Genomic DNA, 17,805 nt, shown 5'->3' with positions numbered 1-17,805 from the left:
AAATAACCCATCGTAATATTTAAATTTGTCAATTTCAGAAAGAGCACAAAGGAGGTGATAAAATGGTAAGATATATGGTTACAGCCGCTTTACCGTATGCTAATGGACCAATTCATGCGGGGCATTTAGCCGGAGCTTATTTGCCAGCTGATATTTTTGTAAGATATCTAAGGCTCAAAGGAGAAGATGTTGTGTTCATATGTGGGACTGATGAACATGGAACTCCAATTTCTTTTAGAGCATTAAATGAGAAGAGAAGTCCCAGGGAAATTGTTGATGAGTTTCATGAACACATAAAAACAGCATTTCAGAGGGTCAAGATAAGCTTTGATTACTTTGGAAGAACGGAGCTTCCAGTTCACTATAGGCTAAGTCAAGAATTCTTCCTGAAAGCTTTAGAAAATGGCTATCTTGTGAAGAAAGTAACAAAACAAGCATATTGTGAGCACGACAAAAGATTTCTTCCAGATAGATTCGTTATTGGGACATGTCCATACTGTGGAGCAGAAAACCAAAGAGGAGATCAGTGTGAGGTATGTGGGAGACCTCTTACGCCTGAAATTCTAATAGAACCTAGATGTGCCTTCTGTAAGAATCCAATAACCTTTAGAGAATCCACTCATTACTACATAAAAATGCAGGAGTTTGAAGAGAAACTTAAAGAGTGGATAAAGGAGAAAGATTGGAAGCCAAATGTAAAGAATATGGTGCTGGGATGGATAGAAGAAGGATTGGAAGAAAGAGCTATAACGAGAGATCTAGATTGGGGAATTCCAGTTCCTTTGGATGAAGAAGACATGAAGAATAAAGTGCTGTACGTTTGGTTTGAAGCTCCTATTGGATATATTTCACTTACGATAGAATACTTCAAGAGAATCGGAAAACCAAATGAGTGGAAGAAATACTGGTTGAATTTAGATGGTCAAACTAGGGTTATCCACTTTATTGGAAAAGACAACATACCATTCCACGCGATATTCTGGCCGGCATTTCTCATGGCCTATGGAAAGTATAAGGATGAAGAAGTTGAGGCAGAATGGAATCTTCCCTATGATATCCCAGCAAATGAGTATTTAACACTAGAAGGAAAGAAGTTCTCAACAAGCAGAAACTGGGCTATATGGATTCATGAATTCCTTGATGTCTTCCCGGCAGATTATCTTAGGTATTATTTGACCTCAATAATGCCTGAAACTAGAGATTCAGACTTTAGCTTTGCAGAGTTCAAGACAAAGATCAATGAGGAGCTTGTCAATGTTCTTGGCAACTTTGTGTACAGAGCGCTAACCTTCGTTAACAGATACTTCGATGGAATAGTTCCTGAAAGAGGAGAGCTAGATGAATTGGATAGGCAAGCCTTAGAGGAAATTGAAAAAACGTTTGAAGAAGTTGGCAAGCTTATAAGGGAGTACAGATTTAAAGATGCCTTAAAGAAGGTTATGAATCTAGCAGGTTTTGGCAACAGATACTTTGATTACAAAGAGCCATGGAAGACAATAAAGGAGGATAAAACAAGAACAGGCACTACAATTAACATTTCCCTACAAATAGTGAAGGCCCTGGGAATATTATTAGAACCCTTCCTTCCCGATGCAAGCGAAAAGATATGGCATTTCCTAAACCTAGAGGAAGTTAAAACGTGGAGATTTACAGAGCTCCCAGCTGGACATAAAGTGAGAAAGCCTGAAATATTGTTCAAGAAAGTATCCGATGACCAGATAATTTACTTTATCCTTAACTACATGGGAAGGAACAATCCAGACGCTGCAAGAGAATTGCTCGAAAAGTATTACAAACTTGAAGATGTGGAGAAAGTTGCAATAGAAAAATTTGGAGAAGAGGACGGAAGATTCATGCTTAAGAAAATATTTAAAGAGAAATACAAGGGAGAAAAAAAGGGTGAGCAAAAAATGCAATACGTAAGCTTTGAGGAGTTTTCAAAGATTGATCTTAGGATAGGAAAGATCGTTGAAGTTCAAGACCATCCAAATGCAGATAAGCTTTATGTGGTAAAGGTAGATCTTGGAGGGGAGATTAGAACTCTAGTTGCAGGACTCAAAAAGTACTATAAACCAGAAGAGTTGCTAAACAGATATGTTGTTATAGTGGCGAACTTAGAACCTAAGAAGCTAAGAGGAGTTGAGAGCCAAGGAATGCTACTAGCCGCGGATGATGGTGAGAAAGTTGCACTGTTAATGCCAGATAAGGAAGTAAAGCTGGGAGCAAAAGTTAGGTAGATTTCGTTTCCTCCAATAACCATTTTAAGTATTCCTCGTTTACATCCTCTACATTAATTTTTATTATTGCTGGGACAGTGTATGGATGGAGCTCTTTTATTCTCTTTTTGACTTCCTCCCAAAGATCTTCCCTAGTCTTTAAAATCACTCCAATCTCGTTATCTTCTTCGATCTTACCTTGCCACCAGTAAAAAGCCTTATGTTCTCTCAGATTAGCACATGCAACAAGCCTCTCTTCTAAAAGAGCCTTTGTAACTTTTTCTGCACTTTCCCAGGTAGGAAAAGTTGTATATATAATTATCATCTTACTCATTCTTCACCCTCCTTTTCCTTTATGTAAAATCTCCCCTTAACTTTAACGAGCCTATACAATTGTCCTTCTTCTAGATTAACCCCTGGTTTTAAAACTTCAAAGGTTTCATATGTTGACATATCCATGAACTGAGCTTCTCTAGGGGTTTGACTTATTAAGAGAGCCTTTTTCTCTTCATGCTCCGCCTTATCAATTTTTTCCCTCTTTATTGTTTTCCAGTCATAATGCTGGCTTTCCCAGGTTTCTAAGTTCTTGAGCCTCATTCCTTTTCCACTAACGTTTTCTACCTTGTATATTCTACCGTGTCTATCCTCTACTATATCTCCCCTCCTGAACTTTGGAAGCCTTACTGTAACGCTGGTCCTGTATACCTCTTTGCTTGTCATTCTATCTAGCCCGACTAACTCGTACGCTTCACTTATCTCTCCTCCGAAGTGCTCCCTTATTACATTTGCAAGCTTTCTAGCGGCACTTGTGGAGCCCATGTAGAAGTCAATTCCCTCCTCTTTCTCTATGGTATCTTGGATAAACCCCATTCTGTCCTTTTTCATTATCTCATCAACCTTTTCCTGAACTAATTTTGTTACTGCTTCTCTCTCCTCTTTAGTGAATTCCCTGTCCTCAACTCTCACTTGAAGAATAGCCTCATAATAGCCCGCTAAAAATCTTTGGCACCTGGGACAAACAGTTTGCCTAACATATACAGTTGTCTCCTTTATTTCATCATGAGGTTCAAGTTGTAGTTCATGCAACCTTGCCTTTACCCTTACCCTATAAACTATTACTGCGGGAAAGTACTGGATATGATAGTCAACAGGAATAAAACCCACAAATGCCTTTCCCACTGGAATATTGTTTATATTTTCAAGTTCTTCCCAAGGAACAACTTCAAATTCCTTAACTTTATCTAAAGATTCCTCCAATGCTTCAAGCAAGGCATTTTCAGCCACTTCAAATATCAAGCTTTCTAGCTCGTAATTTTGCGGATCTATCCATACTCCCCTCTTTTTATAACTTCCACAGTTTTGACATAATTCAGTATTAATTTCAGAGGGAAGAAGCAAAACTGGGTTCTCCTTCCTGAAGCAGACTTGACACAACCCATTAATCAAGGGTCCGCCTTCTTCTTCCGATATTCCACATCTATAGCATACCCTCATTGTCATCTCGAAAGAATGTAAGATGCCAAGTTAAAAATATTACTTCAGAAAAGATAATAAAAGAGAGATCACTCAAGCTTCTTGTAGCAGAACCACCAGTCATAGCATTCAATTTCTCCCTTTGCCTTGGCTTCTTCACGCTCTTTTATCTGCTCAACACTGCTTGCAGGTGGAACAATGACCTTGTCTCCAATGAGCTCGTTGTTTGGCCACTTGTGCGGAAGAGCAACTCCCTTCTCAGTGCTTATCTTGAGGGCCTTGACTAATCTGAGAATCTCATCCCAATCTCTTCCTACTTCAGCCGGGTAGTAAACTATAGCCCTTATTATTCCCTTGTCATCAACTATGAACACAGCTCTCGCTGTTATTGTTGAACCACTTGGAATCATTCCTAGTTTTTCTGCTAAATCTCCCCTATCATCAGCTATAACTGGGAACTCGATTTCAACTCCAAGCTTCTCCTTAATCCACTCCATCCACTTGAGGTGGCTAAATACCTGATCTACACTTAGGCCTATTGGCTCGACCCCTAGTTCTCTAAACTTTTCAAGCCTAATTTGAAGCCCATAAAACTCGGTTGTACACACTGGAGTAAAGTCTGCTGGGTGGCTGAATAACATAAACCATTTCCCTTGCTTTGTGAAGTGGTCTGGAAGCTTTATCACTCCATGTGTAGTTTTTACCTCAACTTCTGGAAACTTTTCTCCTATCACTATCATTTTGCATTCCTCCTAAGTTTTGTTTTCAATAAGAACTAATATAGTTCGAATATATAAACTTTTCGGTTTGCCTAATAAGATACAAATTAGAGAACAATATTAAGAAAGTAGCAAAGCAAAAAGAAAGAGAAAAGTCACTCAGAAGAGACTCCAGCAGCTTCAAATAATTCATGAACCAAAACTAGAGGATAAAGCTTGAATCCTTCTTTTTCTATGGCCTCTTTGGCACCTTCTTCTCTATCTACCACAACGAATATCCCAGTTATCTCTGCCCCAGCTTCTTTCAGTATTTTTGCAGCTCTTAATACGCTTCCTCCAGTTGTAGTTACATCTTCAACTAGAAGAACCCTATCCCCTTCTTTTACTTCTCCTTCTATCTGCCTTCCAGTTCCATGTTCTTTCTTTTTCTTTCTTACAATTAGCAAGGGCTTATCTGTCTCCAACGCTAAGGCTGTTGCAATTGGAACGGCTCCAAGCTCTGGACCTGCTACTTTATCAAACTGAATTCCTTCTTCTTCTGCCTTCTCTTTGATTAGTCTTGCTATTAATCGAAGGGCTTTGGGATTCGTTATGAGCTTCTTTATATCTATGTAATAGGAGCTCTCCTTCCCTGAAGTTAAAATAAAGTGGCCAAACTTTATGCATTCTTCTTCAAGTATCATCCTTATTAGTTCTTCCTTCATAGTGAACCCTCAGAATAAGTTATGCTTAACTTTAAAAATTTAGATGGGAGATATTATACTCGACTTTGCTTTGGGATAAATCTTTATAAATACCTGACCTTTCAACATGGGTGAAGGGTAAGGGGGTAAGCACCGTCTCTAAGATATGGTTTTGTCTAATCTAATTTCCTAAAATTTGTTAATAGGAGGGTGGTAAATATGGTTCAAAAGGCTCACAGCTTTAGGAGAAAAACTAGGAAGAAGCTTAGTAAACATCCTAGAAGGAGAGGGCTTCCACCTCTAACTAGATTTCTCCAAGAGTTTGAAGTAGGACAGAGAGTTCATATTGTTATAGAGCCCAGTTATCACAAAGGAATGCCAGATCCAAGATTTCACGGAAGAACTGGGACAGTGGTGGGGAAGAGGGGAGAAGCCTACATCGTGGAAATTAAAGACGGGAGCAAGGTAAAGACGCTCTTCATTCATCCAGTACATCTCAGACCACAGAAGTGACGGGCTATGATAGGGAGAGGCAAACTCGGGGAAAAGTACATAACGATAGCTGAAGCAAAGGAATTATTACTAAAAAGGCGCGAAGAAGAAGTAAAAGCTGGAATAGAGGAACCTCTATACTATGAAGCGAGGTTAGCTTTAGAACATGCTGAAAGATTTGCAAAGCTTCCAGCAGATAAGGCCAAAGAGGCAGTAGAGGAGCTTATGAATGCCTTTGAATGGATGAGTGACAGAATTGCCTGCAAAATAGTTGACATCATGCCAGAAGACAGTATGGATCTAAGAGTTATATTTGCCAAGGAAGAATATCAACCAACACAGGAAGAGATGAAGCAAATCTTAGATATCCTTGACAAGTATAGAGAGTGACTATTCCTCCCGGTTTTTTCCTTAAATTTTTCTTATTACTCTGGCGAATGGAAACGGTTTTATATCCCTTTTTCTAACTAAACTATGGGTGAAATTTATGAAAAACATTGTTGTAGACATTAGAGTCCCCTATGACAAAAAAGGAGAAATTATCAAAAAGTTAAGCAAACTAATTAAAGATAAGGTTGCGAAGGCAAAGTTGCTCCCTCCAGATGCTTTTGGATACAATGAGATAATTTTGGAAGTTCTAGATGACAAGATCCTAAGAGAATTAAGAAAATTAAGAATTAAGAACGCTAAAATATTAAGCCATTAAAATGTTCTCCAATATTTTGACTGCTTCAGTAATTCTTTTTTCCGGTTTTTCATCAGATTTTGGTAGTTCTAAGTTGATGACAACTTTCTCCTCTCTCCCTTCTTCCTCAATATCGTATACCTCAATTTCTTCAATATCTACGCTCTCAAAGAAAGCTTCAAGTTCGGGAGCTATGATTTTTCTGTTTCCTTCACCATATACCTCTACTCTTACTATGTCTTCTCTTGATGAGACTATTATCGCTATTTCGAAATCCCCCACTTTCTTTACAAACTTTACAGCCTCACCATAACCAAATTGCTCCTCTCTAAACCCCATTTCAAGTAACGCTTTCCTAATTCTTTCTACCTTACTCTTCATTTTCCTGAGTATTCTCTCTCTAAGTTTTATGCTCTCTTCCAGAGCCTTCTTTATAGCTTCACCAACCTTCTCTATATCTCCCTCCCACACACCAACTAATTTTATACCTGAGCTAGTGGCTTTAATTTCGAGTTTAATCTCGCTGGTGTCAAATTCAGATAAGTCATCAATTTTAAGCTCGCCAAGGCGAAGAATATCAAACTCTATGCGAACCAGCCTTCCAAAAGTACTGCCCTTAAATTTCATAGGGGCTCACCTAATGAGAAACTTAGGATATTATTTAAAAACATTGCTAATGAGGAGAATAGGGATGGTTATGAAAATCGGGAAAGTAGAAAGATATATTCATGAAAAGCTTGAGAAGAAGAGACTGCACTTCGTTCTAATAGATCCAGATGACACTTCACCCGAGGTTGCTGGGAAACTCGCCAGAGTATGCGAGGAGCTTGAAATTGATGCAATAATGGTTGGAGGATCTACAGGAGCGGAAGGAGAAACGCTAGATGAGGTTGTTAAAGCTATAAAGGAGAATTATTCTCTTCCTGTCATTCTCTTCCCAGGATCTCACGGCGGAATTAGTAAATATGCAGATGCAATATTCTTCATGAGCTTGCTAAACTCCAGAAATCCCTTTTTCATAACAGGTGCTCAAGCCCTGGGGGCATTTAGAGTCAAGAAGTATAACCTAGAGCCGATTCCAATGGCCTATATAATAGTTGAACCGGGAGAGACTGCAGGTTGGGTTGGAGATGCAAAACCAATTCCACGACATAAGCCAAAAATAGCAGCTGCCTATGCTTTAGCTGGACAGTATCTAGGAATGAGACTTGTATATCTTGAGGCAGGAAGCGGAGCTCCGCAACCCGTTCCAGAGACGATGGTAGCAACCGTGAAAAAAGCAATAGATGTTCCTCTAATAGTCGGAGGAGGGATAAGGAGTGGAGAACAAGTAAGAAAATTGGTCAAGGCTGGAGCAGATATTATAGTTACAGGAACTGCAATTGAAAGCGCTGGAAGCATAGAAGAAGCGAGGAAAAAACTTGAAGATCTTAGAAGAGGGGTTTCCATTTGAGAGGAGCCTATATTTTACTTCTTTATCTTCCAAGAAACTCTATTATAAAAACTAAAGGGAAAGTATTTAGGCTTAAGAAAGGATATTACGCTTATGTCGGTTCTGGAATGAATTCTCTGGAAGGTAGAGTTCTTCGTCATCTTAGAAAGGATAAAAAGTTGCACTGGCATATAGATTATCTAACTTTGATCGCAACTCCACTAAAGGCTTATCTCGTACCCTCTCCAGTAAGAATAGAAGAAGAGCTATCTAAATCCCTCAATATGGTGGGAAAAGTAGTTAAAGGCTTCGGTTCTTCCGACCTCTCTGTTCCTGGGAATTTATTCTTCTTTGACAAAGATCCTTCAGAAAAAATTGAAGAAATAGTGTGGGCATTCCTCAGTAGGAAGCCCAAATCTGATGACCTTCGTCAAGATACCTCTTAAGGAGCTTGCCAACAGGAGAATTCTTTCCGACTTTGACTACCCCTTTCTTGCTTGGAGTAGCTGTGAATATATATTCATTATCTGCATAAAACCTTAAAGGTCTTCTGGCATAGTCTGGGGACACTCTTAGTACTATACTCTTCTTTTTCTCCTCAACTTCTACTGGGATTTTTTCCCCAGGCTTCTCTGGAGCTTTCTCTGAAAAACTCTTTACATCAATGCTAATTCCGAGCCTATTTTCAAGCTCTTGTATCCTTTTTCCTTTCTTCCCAATAATCAAAGGTATATCGAATTCGTCAGCGTATATAACTGCCTTGTGAGGGCTTACGACTTCTACTTCAGTGTATACATCTGGTAAAAACCTCTGGATTTCCTGTTTGAGCTTTTTCTCAGCCAACTTTAGCGCTGGAGCCTTTTCTTCTTTCTTTATTGGGACGACGCTTACTTCTTCTCCGAACGTATAAATCTCGTATTCTAGTTGGCCCGTTTCGAAGTCCCTAACCTCAATTACAGGCCTTGCTAAGTCCTCTTCTTTCATTCCAGTGGGGACTTTGACTTTGTATTCGAGTGTTAGAACCTTGGCAACTCTTCCATCTTTGATAAAGATCACAGTATCCACTATTTGAGGTATCATTCCAAGCTCTACTCTTCCGATGAATCTTTGAATAGCATCTATAGGCTTGGTAGCATGCACTACTCCTACCATCCCTACCCCGGCAAGTCTTAGATCGGCGTAAATAAGGAAATCGCTGGTCTTCCTCATTTCATCAAAAATTGTATAATCAGGCCTTACTAAGAGAAGAACGTCTCCAGTCTTCTCCATACTTCCTCCCAGAGCTGTGTACTGAGTAATTTCTTCAGAGACATTCAAATCCCTGGGCTTTTCCATAGTCTTAACTATCTTACCCATGGATGCATACCACTCTGCCAATGCTTGAACAAATGTTGTTTTTCCAGCTCCAGGAGGTCCTGCTACTAGTATTCCCTCAGCTCTTTCCCTAAGCCTCTCCAAGAGCTTTTCACTTAGCTGGTAATCCTCTATACTAAGCTTCTTAATTGGTCTCACGGCAGTTATCTCTATTCTATCAGAGAAGGGAGGCCTCGCTATTACAATTCTATAGTTCCTTAGTTGGACTACCGTAGCACCAGGTTCATCAAGCTCAATGAAACTTTCGGGATCTCTTCTAGCTCTCTCTACAATATCATCAGCTATTTCCTCCAGTTCGTCCTCACTGAGAGGCTCGTCTCTTATTGGCACTAATTTCCAATTCCCTGGTCTTCCCTTCTTTGCCAGGGGTTTTATTCCTGCTTTTAAGTGAACGCTCATGGTTTCCTCGTCAAAGAAATCTTCGAGTCTCATTCTTGGCTCTCTTTTAGCTTCGAGGTAGATTACATCAATACCCTTTGCTATGGCGATGTCTCTCTGAATTTGATCACCAGTTACTAGAACTCCGTTAAGTTCTCTGGCAACCTCCCTTACCATGTTATCAATTTCTCCAGACTTCGCCCTTCTTATTTGCCACAAATCTGGTCTCTCTCCGTAGAATTCCAGAAGTATTTTTCCTTCATTAGCTATCTCTCTAAGTTTCTTCAACTCTTCTAGTCCTGTATGCCCTATTGCCTTTCCCGCATTAGCTTGATGCTCTATTTCAGCTACTACAGCCTCAGGAACCACTACCTTTACCTTTTCTTTCAATCTCTCCAAGTATTGGGTCAATCTCCCATCTACTATCACGCTAGTGTCTGGAACTAAGACCTTCATCTCGCTCACCTTCCTTATCTCGCATCTCTTAATTCTCTTTATATGCATTTACCTAAAATTTTTAAGCACTAAAAGTTATTAAAATTTGGTGATGAAAAATGAAGCTCATTGAAATAATTAAAGAGCTAAAAAATATGGAAGAAGAAGCATTTAAAAGTTATCTAGAGTTAATCAAGAATCTTAGAGATCCAGAAGATGCTGACCTCAAAAGAATAACTTTAAGGTTAGCTGTAGATAAAATCTTCCACAGGGAACTTATGGAGGCCATAGAAAGGGCCTACGAAAAATCAGTTAAATTGATAAGAGACAACATTGAGCCTTATTACCCAGAACTAGAACCCATAAGAGAATCCCTCCTAGAGCTTGATCAAGGACTAGCTCTAATTCCTGGAGTTCCAGCGTTGTTACTACCTCTAGATCTTGGAAAGTTAGGTAGGAGAATACCAACGGAGGATATCCTGGCAGAGATCATCAAGTCATTGCCTGAACCTTCAATAATCCCAGAGGAGAAGAGAGAAGAAATTAAAGGAAACTTAGAAAAGGTCACGAGCATTGAAGAGGAAATGATAGACAAGTATACCAAGCTTCACGAAAAAGCATTTCATCCAGTAATTAAGGATCTGACAAGCTCTATAATTCAGAATGAGAATCAGCACAAAGCTCTACTTTTAAAGTTAAAAGAGAGAATAGAATCCGAATAGCTTTTGCGGAGGTATTCCTTCTTACTTATCATATTGACAATTTTAGTAAACTTTTTAAATAATCTGACCTATCATTCAAACTGCTATGTCAATCGTAACGAGTATACAGGCATTAGATAGAATTCTTGGTGGGGGGATAAAAGAAAATTGTAACATTGCGTTAGTTGGAAGTATTGATAACGATTATGTTTTGCTAATGCATCAAATAGTAAACTCAATTCTCTCTCAAGGAAAGAAAGTTCTCCTAGTTGAGTTTAGGGAAGATCCAAACTCCCTTCTCGAATGGTTAAAGGATTACGGAATTGACTATGCCCAATATATGGAAAGAAAACAACTAAGGATTCTTGATGGTTTCACCAATGTTTATTCTCAAACCCAAGTATCTAAGCCAGATATACTTCCCAATCCTCTCGACTTAAGTATAACCTCAGCTATTATTAGAGATGCCGTGAGCAAAGAAAAGTACGACTTTGTAGTTCTTGACGACATTACTACCTTATATCCCCTTCAGCCTGACCCAAGAGGGTACATAAGGGTAACCATAAGGCTTGTTAATTCACTTAAGAGCAGAGGAGCTTCGGTAATCGGTGGAATAAACAAAGATGTTCTGCCCATTCAAGATTTAACAATGATATTAATTCCATTTGAGTACGTGGTTGAGGTTATGAATGGAATAATAAGGGTAAAGAGGTCTTATTCTCCATTAACAACACCTATTGAGGGAATTAATTACGTCAAGTCAAAGAAAGGAATAGTTGATGTTGAAAGTGCTTTCAACAATGTGTATCAAATGAGAGACTCAATTACACTAAAGGAAGACGGCTCTTTAATGCTAGGTAATCTTAGAGTTCAAATAATAGATGAATTCTCAGAGGCAAGCCTAATCAAATTTGTGTATATGTACTTAGGACCAGAAAAGGGAAAGGAGTTCCTTTATAAATGGGGAAAGTTTGAGAGTAAAGAGCTTAAACTCCCCAAATCCTCAAAAGAAAAAGCAAGGCAAATTTTGGAGGACATGTTCACGACAACAAAAATAACTGGAGGAGGTATACTCAATTTTGTCAGCTTTGAGGATGATATAATAGTTATTGAAGGTAAGAATCTGTTCCCTAGGCTTAAAAACTTTCCCTACCCAGCTCATGTTAACTATGCAGGTTCAATTGCTGGGATAGTCGAGAAGTTACTTGGAGGAGAGTGGAAAGGTGATGAAATTTCCTGCGAGTCCCAAGGACATGAAAAGTGTCTGTTTGTAATAAGGAAAGTGTCAGATTCTAAAAGTTCAGAAGAAGAAAAGGAAGAGAAGTAACATCATTCACTTCTTAATTTAAGTCCAGTGTATTCCTGTTTCATTCTTTCAACAAGCTCGCTGATCTCTTTACTTATCTCCCTCAGCTTATCCGAGAGAGCTTCTAATTCCTTCACAGTTTCCTCAAACATCTTTTCCATGTGTTCAACTTCTTCCATTGCAAGAGCTAGCTTTTCTTCTTCCTCCTTCTTGTAGGTTTCTATTTCTAAGCTATCTAAGTTCCACACAATTTTCCCATCTTCTATGTTAAAATCTACAGATATTCTCACAACATCCTCTTTCTTGACTCCCATTTCTTGAAGCTTCTCAAAGATAATTTTGTTCAACTCACCAGCTGCCTTAACAACTTCTTCAGGGAAGACTTTCCCTCTAGTTATGGCGAATAGTACCCTTCTAACTTTGTTTGCATATCCACTAGCCCTAACGAATCCAGTCATTAGCTTGGGCATGGCATTCACCAATTAATTTTTGTAGGTTGTAGTATAAATCACTAACTGGTGATCCCAAGGTGAACATTCTAATATTTGGTCCCCCAGGGAGCGGAAAATCAACCCAGGCAAGAAGAATTGTAGAAAGATATGGATTAACTTACATTTCCTCTGGAGACTTAATAAGAAAAGAAATTGCAGAAGGAACACCTCTCGGACGAGAAATGCAGGCTTATCTTGCCAGAGGAGATCTAATTCCTGACACCATAGTGAACACTTTAATAATCTCAAAGCTCAGGAGGGTTAGAAAGGATTTTATAATGGATGGCTATCCTAGAACTCCCGAGCAGGTGATAGCACTAGAAAATTATCTCTATGACCATGGGATAAAAATAGATGTGGCCATAGACATATACGTCTCCCTAGAGGAGAGTATTAGAAGAGTATCTGGAAGAAGGATATGTCCCAAGTGCGGAGCGGTTTATCATGTCGAATTCAATCCTCCCAAGATACCTGGGAGATGTGATGTATGTGGGGCGGAGCTAGTTCAGAGAGAAGATGATAGACCGGAAGTTGTTGAAAAACGATATAGGATTTATATGAAAAATATGGAGCCCATAATCAAGTTTTATCAGAAGCAGAGGATCTACGTAAAAATAAACGGACATGGAAATATTGACGAAGTATGGGAGAGAATAAGGCCTCTATTAGATTACATCCGCAATAGGGAGGCGATGATTTGACTCCGGAAAATCTGATCGATGATGAAGTCCAGCCCGAATGAGCCGAGGTGATAGTATGCTAAGATTTGAAATAAAGGACAGGGATGCTGCTGGAAGGATTGGAAAATTGGAGGTCAATGGAAAGAAGATAGAGACTCCAGCTATAATGCCAGTTGTTAACCCTAAGCAGCTTATAGTTGAACCAAAGGAACTAAAGAGAATGGGATTTGATATAATAATAACAAACTCCTATATAATCTATAAAGACAAAAAACTGAGGGAAAAGGCTTTAGAAAAAGGCATACATAGGCTTTTAGACTACGATGGCATAATAGAGGTTGACTCAGGCTCATTCCAACTTATGAGGTATGGAAAAGTCGAAGTTACGAACAGGGAAATAGTCGAGTTTCAGCACAAAATTGGGGTTGACATAGGGACTTTTCTCGACATCCCTACACCCCCAGATGCTCCCAGGGAAAAGGCCGAGCAGGATTTGAAGATCACCCTAGAAAGGGCAAAAGAAGCTGAAAGTATAAAGCAAATTCCAATGAATGCCACAGTTCAAGGTTCAACATACCTGGACTTAAGGAAACTTGCCGCAAGAAAGCTAAGCGAAATGAACTTTGAAATTCATCCAATTGGAGCTGTTGTTCCATTGCTAGAGAGTTATAGATTTAAGGACGTTGTGGACATCGTTATCGCATCTAAAATGGGCCTTAGGCCAGATAGGCCTGTTCACCTTTTCGGAGCTGGCCATCCAATGGTTTTTGCTTTAGCAGTTGCTATGGGAGTTGACCTGTTTGACTCCGCAAGTTATGCACTTTATGCAAAAGATGATAGATACTTAACTCCCCAGGGGACTAAGAGATTAGAAGAGCTCGAATATTTTTCCTGCTCCTGTCCCGTTTGTTCTAAATACACTCCGCAAGAACTAAGAGAAATGCCAAAAGAAGAAAGGGAAAAATTACTTGCTCTCCACAATCTGTGGGTTATTAGAGAGGAAATTAATAGAGTAAAACAGGCAATAAAGGAGGGTGAGCTTTGGAGGCTCGTTGATGAGAGGGCAAGAGCTCATCCAAAGCTATATGCCGCTTACAAAAGGCTTCTGGAGTATTATCATTATTTGGAGGAATACGAACCAATAACTAAGAAGTCCGCATTCTTTAAAATAAGTGAGGAAAGCCTAAAATGGCCAATTGCAAGAAGGGCAAAAGAAAGAGCAGAAAAGGTAAAGGCAAAGTTCCCCGAAAGCATTCCCCATCCAATATTTGGGGAGATTCCCAAATATCTTAGCCTAACATATCCCTTTGCTCAAAGCGAGAGTGAGGAAGACTTTCAAATAGAAAAACCAACAAGAGAGAACGCAATCCTCTACATAATGGCAATAGCCGAGTACCAGTTTGGTGAAGGAGCAGGAGAAGCATTTAGAGACGCTGAAGTTGAGATAGCAAAGACGGGAATGCCTAGGCAGGTAAAGAAAAATGGAAAAAGGCTCGCCACTGTAAGAGCTGAAGACGGATTGCTAACCCTGGGAATTGAAGGTGCTAAAAGGCTCCACGAACTTCTCCCATATCCAGTGATGAGAGTTGTGGTTAATAAGGAAGCTGAACCATTTGCCAGGAAAGGAAAAGACGTCTTCGCCAAGTTCGTAGAATTTGCAGATCCTAAAATCAGGCCATATGACGAGGTTCTGATTGTTAATGAAAACGATGAGTTACTTGCAACGGGGCAAGCTCTACTTTCGGGCAGAGAAATGGTTTTGTTCAGCTCAGGAAGAGCCGTTAAAACAAGAAGAGGTGTAGAGGAGAAAAAGTGATATACCCTAATAACTAATCCTATCTAGGGGATAAAGTATGGAGTTCAACATGTTTGGCATAACAGGGGATGTAGGCGTTGGTGCTGTAGTGGGATTCATAGTGGGATATGCATTGAAGAAATTCATGAAGATAGTGATGGCTCTAATAGGAGCTTACGTGCTTAGCTTATTCTGGCTTCAACAAAAGGGTGTTATAACAATAAACACAGAGGCCCTCTTTAACCTCACAAAAGAAGCTGCCCAAACAACCTTGAGCTTGGGAGAGAAAGCATTAGGAATTCTCCCAGGAGGAGCAGCATTTGTTGCAGGCTTCTACCTAGGATTTAAGAAGGGATGACCCCTTCATTTCTCCTTTCTTTCCTACACCAAAGAAATCCAAGATTGTAGGAGCTATGTCATATAAAGTTGCCTCTTCTTTTTTTACATCTAACCCCCAAATAATAAGAGGAACCTTCATGACCTGGGAATTTCTAGAACCATGCATTCCTTTCACCCAATAGCTTTTTCCCTTTACCTTCTGACACTCCCTATGGTGGCAGAACCAGTAACCCTTCTTGGCAGAGACTATTAAGTCGCCACTCACCGGAACATTAAGGTAAGGAAGATCCTCTCTAAAGAAAATCTCATTCACTCCTGGAGCTCTCCTTAAGAGCTGATAAGCCTCCTCTTTCTCTTCTGGATTCTTTAGATAGATGTGAACGCCTCCACCAGAAGATACTCTAAGCACTTCTATCCCATGCCTTTTCAAATATTCCCTTAGGTTTACCCAGGTGTGGACTTCTTCTTGCCCGTGATCCGCAAATATTATGAAAGCGTATTCATCCTTTAATCTTTCCCATAAGCTCCTCACCGCAGAATCTACAGTCTCTATAGCCTTTAAAGCATCTTTACTTTCGGGCCCATAATCATGTTGCATCCCGTCTATTGACGCGAAATGAACAAGGAGAAGATCTGGTTTGCACTCCTCGTAAAGATAAATTGCCGAATTCAACACCCACAAATCCTTTTTCCAATCTCTCCCATGCTTTCTATAAAGCTCGTCGGAAGAGAAGAATGGGGGGTATATTCTCACATCAACATTGCTGAAAGGAGGCATGGTGTAGCCCGAGACACTCGCTATTCTGACACCCCTTTGCCTCAAAATATCTTGAATTAGAGGGGCCTTTATCACCTCATGGGGGTTGAAAGCAACTTTAAAGTCGTAAAACTTCACTTTAACTCCTGTTATCCTATCATAATATCCATTCTCTACAACCCAATGGATCCTTGGCTCTACCCCCGTCATTACAGTGGTATGAACAAGATCTGTGAGAGTTGGAAATATAGAATCCACGATAAAATATTCTCCATTTTCTGCTAACTCGCTTAAAAATGGCATATATTTAAAGTTGTACACTCCATTTCCATCTAGACTTATTAAGACAAGCTTTCTTCGCTCCATTTTCCATAACCTCAGCCGGTAGGTGGTTCATCATCTTTCAGCCGGGAGTAGCTCATCATCTGCCATAATTTTTTAACGGCCTTACTTCATAAACTTAATTGATGGGAGCGAGGGAGGCCTTACCAAAGTACTTCTCAATCCTCGAAGGAGAGGAGTTGCCTAACTTCCTCTTAGCAAGGAAAATCGCTGTTAATTTTGATCCTTCCTCTCCTCTAGAGGAACTTTGGGCTATTCACGATGAAGGAATGGAAAAGTTGAGAGAGAATAATCTATCAGAAAACCCCGAGAAAAATTTGCTTGACTTAAAGAGCGTTATAGCATCAAAAATAATTGAGAAATGCCATCTTTGTGAAATTAGGTGTGGTGTAAACAGGAAGGAGCAGGTAGGGTATTGTAGAGTTAAGGAAAGTCTAATAGCAAGTGATTTTCTTCACTATGGTGAAGAGCCAGAGCTTGTTCCTTCCTATACGATATTCTTCTCAGGTTGCAATTTTAGATGTGTTTTCTGTCAAAACTGGGACATCAGTCAGTTCAGAGTTGGAGTTGAACTTTTGCCAGAATATTTAGCACTAAAAATTGAAAGGGCATACAGGTTTGGTGCGAGAAACGTTAACTTCGTTGGAGGCGAACCCACACCTAATCTACCCTATATACTAGAGACGTTAAGATACGTTAATGTTCCAATTCCAGTTGTGTGGAATTCCAATATGTACATGAGCGAGGAGGCAATGAAGCTCCTAGACGGTATAGTTGACGTTTATCTGGGAGACTTTAAGTATGGAAATAATAACTGCGCTCGCAGATATTCCAAGATTCCCAACTATTGGGAGATTGTTACGAGAAACTTTTTGCTAGCGAAGAAACACTTCAGGGCCGAATTCCTCATTAGGCATTTGGTAATGCCAAATCATCTAGAGTGTTGCACCGAGCCAGTACTCAAGTGGATAGCGGAAAACTTGGGGAGGGATGTTCGAGTTAATGTCATGTTCCAATACAGGCCTGAGTACAAAGCCAAAAACTACAAAGAGATTTCACGAGTATTGACAATAGAGGAAATGGAAAAAGCAGAAAAACTTGTAAAGAAGTACGGTTTCAAGAATGCCCTTGTTGGGTGAATGATATGTTAAACGTAACAAAAGGGAAAGAGATAAGGATAGAGGTGAGATTTGCCGACAATTTTATCAAGAGGTTTTTGGGCTTGATGTTTAGAAAACCCAGGTATGTGTTAATTTTTGTACTTCCCCTAGAGACAAGAATAAATGCCTCAGTACATGGTCTTTTTATGAGAGAAGCAATTGACGTAATCTTCCTAAATTCTAACAAGGAAGTGGTTGATTTAACAGTTTTAAAGCCATGGAGATTTTACGTCCCAAAAAGGCCAGCTAAATACATAGTAGAGGGGCCTAGGGGAATTATAGAGGCTTTAAGCGTGGAGGTAGGAGATAGGCTTGAATGGAACAGAATGATTTAAGAAGTAAGTTTG

At 39.7% G+C, this 17,805-nt stretch carries 21 protein-coding genes; 13 read left to right on the top strand and 8 right to left on the bottom strand.

Annotated elements, in window-relative coordinates:
* The first annotated feature begins 23 nt into the window (after positions 1-23).
* The gene (metG, locus tag PWP39_RS00410) at positions 24-2,237 is read left to right on the top strand and encodes a methionine--tRNA ligase (RefSeq protein WP_288071836.1); all 2,214 of its coding nucleotides are present in this window, start codon (positions 24-26) and stop codon (positions 2,235-2,237) included.
* On the opposite strand, the gene cutA is transcribed toward metG, so the two are convergent.
* The 4 genes from cutA to pyrE form a co-directional block, all read right to left on the bottom strand.
* Positions 2,230-2,541, bottom strand: coding sequence for a divalent-cation tolerance protein CutA (cutA, locus tag PWP39_RS00405; protein ID WP_011012168.1), 312 nt, complete (start codon positions 2,539-2,541; stop codon positions 2,230-2,232). The genes metG and cutA overlap by 8 nt on opposite strands.
* Positions 2,542-2,546: 5 nt before the next feature.
* Positions 2,547-3,710 carry a 60S ribosomal export protein NMD3 gene (locus PWP39_RS00400; RefSeq protein ID WP_014835310.1) on the bottom strand — a complete coding sequence of 388 codons (1,164 nt, stop codon included), beginning with the start codon at positions 3,708-3,710 and terminating at the stop codon, positions 2,547-2,549.
* 68 nt (positions 3,711-3,778) lie between these two features.
* A complete protein-coding gene (locus PWP39_RS00395) occupies positions 3,779-4,429 on the bottom strand; it encodes a peroxiredoxin (RefSeq protein WP_011012170.1) in 651 nt (216 codons plus the stop codon).
* Between the two features lie 134 nt (positions 4,430-4,563).
* A complete protein-coding gene (pyrE, locus tag PWP39_RS00390) occupies positions 4,564-5,112 on the bottom strand; it encodes an orotate phosphoribosyltransferase (protein WP_288071819.1) in 549 nt (182 codons plus the stop codon).
* Positions 5,113-5,310: 198 nt separating this feature from the next.
* Between pyrE and PWP39_RS00385 the strand changes: the two genes are divergently transcribed.
* The 3 genes from PWP39_RS00385 (at position 5,311) to PWP39_RS00375 (ending at position 6,289) form a co-directional block, all read left to right on the top strand.
* The gene (locus PWP39_RS00385) at positions 5,311-5,604 is read left to right on the top strand and encodes a 50S ribosomal protein L21e (RefSeq protein ID WP_011012172.1); all 294 of its coding nucleotides are present in this window, start codon (positions 5,311-5,313) and stop codon (positions 5,602-5,604) included.
* A gap of 6 nt (positions 5,605-5,610) precedes the next feature.
* Positions 5,611-5,973, top strand: a complete 363-nt coding sequence (locus tag PWP39_RS00380; RefSeq protein WP_011012173.1) for an RNA polymerase Rpb4 family protein — start codon at positions 5,611-5,613, stop codon at positions 5,971-5,973.
* Between the two features lie 97 nt (positions 5,974-6,070).
* On the top strand, positions 6,071-6,289 hold the full coding sequence (locus PWP39_RS00375) for a hypothetical protein (RefSeq protein ID WP_011012174.1): 219 nt from the start codon (positions 6,071-6,073) through the stop codon (positions 6,287-6,289).
* Here PWP39_RS00375 and PWP39_RS00370 read toward each other — a convergent pair.
* Positions 6,278-6,895 carry a hypothetical protein gene (locus tag PWP39_RS00370; RefSeq protein ID WP_011012175.1) on the bottom strand — a complete coding sequence of 206 codons (618 nt, stop codon included), beginning with the start codon at positions 6,893-6,895 and terminating at the stop codon, positions 6,278-6,280. The genes PWP39_RS00375 and PWP39_RS00370 overlap by 12 nt on opposite strands.
* 70 nt (positions 6,896-6,965) lie before the next feature.
* Between PWP39_RS00370 and PWP39_RS00365 the strand changes: the two genes are divergently transcribed.
* Together PWP39_RS00365 and PWP39_RS00360 are read left to right on the top strand one after the other, a co-directional pair.
* Positions 6,966-7,721 (top strand): phosphoglycerol geranylgeranyltransferase, encoded by a 756-nt coding sequence (locus tag PWP39_RS00365; protein ID WP_011012176.1) that lies wholly within the window; start codon positions 6,966-6,968, stop codon positions 7,719-7,721.
* Positions 7,718-8,146 (top strand): GIY-YIG nuclease family protein, encoded by a 429-nt coding sequence (locus PWP39_RS00360; RefSeq protein WP_011012177.1) that lies wholly within the window; start codon positions 7,718-7,720, stop codon positions 8,144-8,146. Before PWP39_RS00365 ends, PWP39_RS00360 begins: the two co-directional genes overlap by 4 nt.
* On the opposite strand, the gene PWP39_RS00355 is transcribed toward PWP39_RS00360, so the two are convergent.
* The gene (locus PWP39_RS00355; RefSeq protein ID WP_014835312.1) at positions 8,100-9,908 is read right to left on the bottom strand and encodes a PINc/VapC family ATPase; all 1,809 of its coding nucleotides are present in this window, start codon (positions 9,906-9,908) and stop codon (positions 8,100-8,102) included. The two genes, PWP39_RS00360 and PWP39_RS00355, sit on opposite strands and share 47 nt — an antisense overlap.
* Positions 9,909-10,006: 98 nt before the next feature.
* On the opposite strand from PWP39_RS00355, the gene PWP39_RS00350 reads away from it, so the two are divergent.
* Positions 10,007-10,609, top strand: coding sequence for a ferritin family protein (locus tag PWP39_RS00350; RefSeq protein WP_011012179.1), 603 nt, complete (start codon positions 10,007-10,009; stop codon positions 10,607-10,609).
* An 85-nt stretch (positions 10,610-10,694) separates the two neighbouring features.
* Positions 10,695-11,915 carry a V4R domain-containing protein gene (locus PWP39_RS00345; protein WP_011012180.1) on the top strand — a complete coding sequence of 407 codons (1,221 nt, stop codon included), beginning with the start codon at positions 10,695-10,697 and terminating at the stop codon, positions 11,913-11,915.
* A gap of 2 nt (positions 11,916-11,917) precedes the next feature.
* Here PWP39_RS00345 and PWP39_RS00340 read toward each other — a convergent pair whose 3' ends face one another.
* Positions 11,918-12,364: a DUF2258 domain-containing protein gene (locus tag PWP39_RS00340; RefSeq protein ID WP_011012181.1), complete on the bottom strand. Its 447-nt coding sequence runs from the start codon at positions 12,362-12,364 to the stop codon at positions 11,918-11,920.
* Between the two features lie 59 nt (positions 12,365-12,423).
* Between PWP39_RS00340 and PWP39_RS00335 the strand changes: the two genes are divergently transcribed.
* From PWP39_RS00335 to PWP39_RS00325, 3 genes are read left to right on the top strand one after another with little or no spacing between them, the layout of a single operon-like run.
* Complete coding sequence (locus PWP39_RS00335; RefSeq protein WP_011012182.1) at positions 12,424-13,086, top strand: adenylate kinase; 663 nt, start codon at positions 12,424-12,426, stop codon at positions 13,084-13,086.
* 37 nt (positions 13,087-13,123) lie between these two features.
* On the top strand, positions 13,124-14,881 hold the full coding sequence (tgtA, locus tag PWP39_RS00330) for a tRNA guanosine(15) transglycosylase TgtA (protein WP_011012183.1): 1,758 nt from the start codon (positions 13,124-13,126) through the stop codon (positions 14,879-14,881).
* A 37-nt stretch (positions 14,882-14,918) separates the two neighbouring features.
* Positions 14,919-15,218 (top strand): FUN14 domain-containing protein, encoded by a 300-nt coding sequence (locus tag PWP39_RS00325; protein WP_011012184.1) that lies wholly within the window; start codon positions 14,919-14,921, stop codon positions 15,216-15,218.
* On the opposite strand, the gene PWP39_RS00320 is transcribed toward PWP39_RS00325, so the two are convergent.
* Positions 15,198-16,322 (bottom strand): alkaline phosphatase family protein, encoded by a 1,125-nt coding sequence (locus tag PWP39_RS00320; protein ID WP_011012185.1) that lies wholly within the window; start codon positions 16,320-16,322, stop codon positions 15,198-15,200. The two genes, PWP39_RS00325 and PWP39_RS00320, sit on opposite strands and share 21 nt — an antisense overlap.
* Positions 16,323-16,423: 101 nt before the next feature.
* Between PWP39_RS00320 and PWP39_RS00315 the strand changes: the two genes are divergently transcribed.
* The gene (locus PWP39_RS00315) at positions 16,424-17,437 is read left to right on the top strand and encodes a radical SAM protein (protein WP_011012186.1); all 1,014 of its coding nucleotides are present in this window, start codon (positions 16,424-16,426) and stop codon (positions 17,435-17,437) included.
* Positions 17,438-17,442: 5 nt separating this feature from the next.
* Positions 17,443-17,793: a DUF192 domain-containing protein gene (locus PWP39_RS00310; RefSeq protein ID WP_014835314.1), complete on the top strand. Its 351-nt coding sequence runs from the start codon at positions 17,443-17,445 to the stop codon at positions 17,791-17,793.
* Positions 17,794-17,805: the final 12 nt, after the last annotated feature.

It is taken from the genome of Pyrococcus sp., assembly GCF_030153625.1.
Classification (GTDB): Archaea; Methanobacteriota_B; Thermococci; order Thermococcales; family Thermococcaceae; genus Pyrococcus; species Pyrococcus furiosus.
This window is presented reverse-complemented; position numbering and strand designations above follow the sequence as displayed.